The following is a 1,181-nucleotide window of genomic DNA, read 5'->3' on the forward strand; positions in this document are numbered from 1 at the left end:
ATGTTGCGTCATCAGCTTTTTTCAAAGGCGCAACGGCTCTTTGAGAATCGTTCTTGTCACGATATTCCATATCGGCTTTAATTTTCTCAAAATCACATTCAATGCCTTTTTCGCAAAGTTCGTCATATCTTCTTTTCGCTCTTGATTCAGCCGACGCGGTAAGAAAAATCTTAACGTCCGCATTCGGAAGTACATATGAGCATATGTCACGACCGTCCATTATAACATTTGCACTTTCAGCCATTTTTCTTTGAAGTTCAACAAGTTTTTTTCTGACTTCGGGAATTACCGCAACATTTGACGCACCTACAGAAACGTCTTCTTCTCTGATACGCTTTGAAACATTCTCGCCTAATAAATAAATCTGCTGTCCCTCATCTGTATATTTTATGTCGATTTCCACTTCGTTAAGACGGCTTATCAGTTTTTCTGTTTCATTTTTCGCGTCTATTCCGTTGTTAATAGCAAAAAGTGCAACCGCACGATACATTGCACCCGTATCTATGTATGTATAGCCAAGACTTTTGGCAACAGCCTTTGAAACGGAGCTTTTACCTGCTCCTGCCGGTCCGTCCACCGCAACTGAAATATATTTCATTTTGTTCTCCTTTAGATTTATTTTACCAAATCGGGACGCAACACCGTTGCACCCCTTAAATATGCGTGTACCATATCTTTATTTTGTTTATCGGAATTTATGTGCATTAAAATTCTTATGCACTTCTTTAATGCACCGTCAATTTCCGGCTCGCTCATATCAAGCAACGGTACATCAACTATCCCCATTTTTCTTGCCGCAACAGCCGGAAAAACTTTGTCAAGATCGGGCGTTATCGTAAAAATGACAGACACCATATCTTCTGTTTTTATATTGTTTTCCGAAATTATAGTTTCAAGCATTTCCTTTGTCGCCTCTATAATTTCTTCTCTGTCATTATTTTCAACCGTTGTTGCTCCTCTTATTGCTCTTACCATACTACCATTCTCCTTTGATTACACTACTCTGTGTCCCATACCGATTGCGACATCGTTAAGATTCAATAAACCGATAGCAAAAAATACGCATACACCGATATGTGAACCGTGTCTTGCAATACCGATTTTACCGCCGAGATTAAGTCCGACGCACTTATCGACAATCTGCTGAATTGCCTCATGTGCCGCACCGGCAACCGCACCTT

General features: G+C 40.2%; 3 protein-coding genes. All 3 read right to left on the reverse strand.

From position 1 onward, the window contains the following. On the reverse strand, positions 1–598 hold a 598-nt coding region (cmk, locus tag ACLTU0_RS11990; protein ID WP_412322672.1), incomplete at its 3' end, for a (d)CMP kinase. 17 nt (positions 599–615) lie between these two features. Further along, positions 616–975 (reverse strand): chorismate mutase, encoded by a 360-nt coding sequence (gene aroH, locus ACLTU0_RS11995; RefSeq protein WP_118445817.1) that lies wholly within the window; start codon positions 973–975, stop codon positions 616–618. A gap of 18 nt (positions 976–993) precedes the next feature. Continuing rightward, positions 994–1,181: HutP family protein (locus ACLTU0_RS12000; protein WP_412322674.1), on the reverse strand; the 188-nt coding region annotated here is incomplete at its 5' end.

It is taken from the genome of Hominilimicola sp. (assembly GCF_046972485.1).
Lineage (GTDB): Bacteria > Bacillota > Clostridia > UBA1381 > UBA1381 > Hominilimicola > Hominilimicola fabiformis.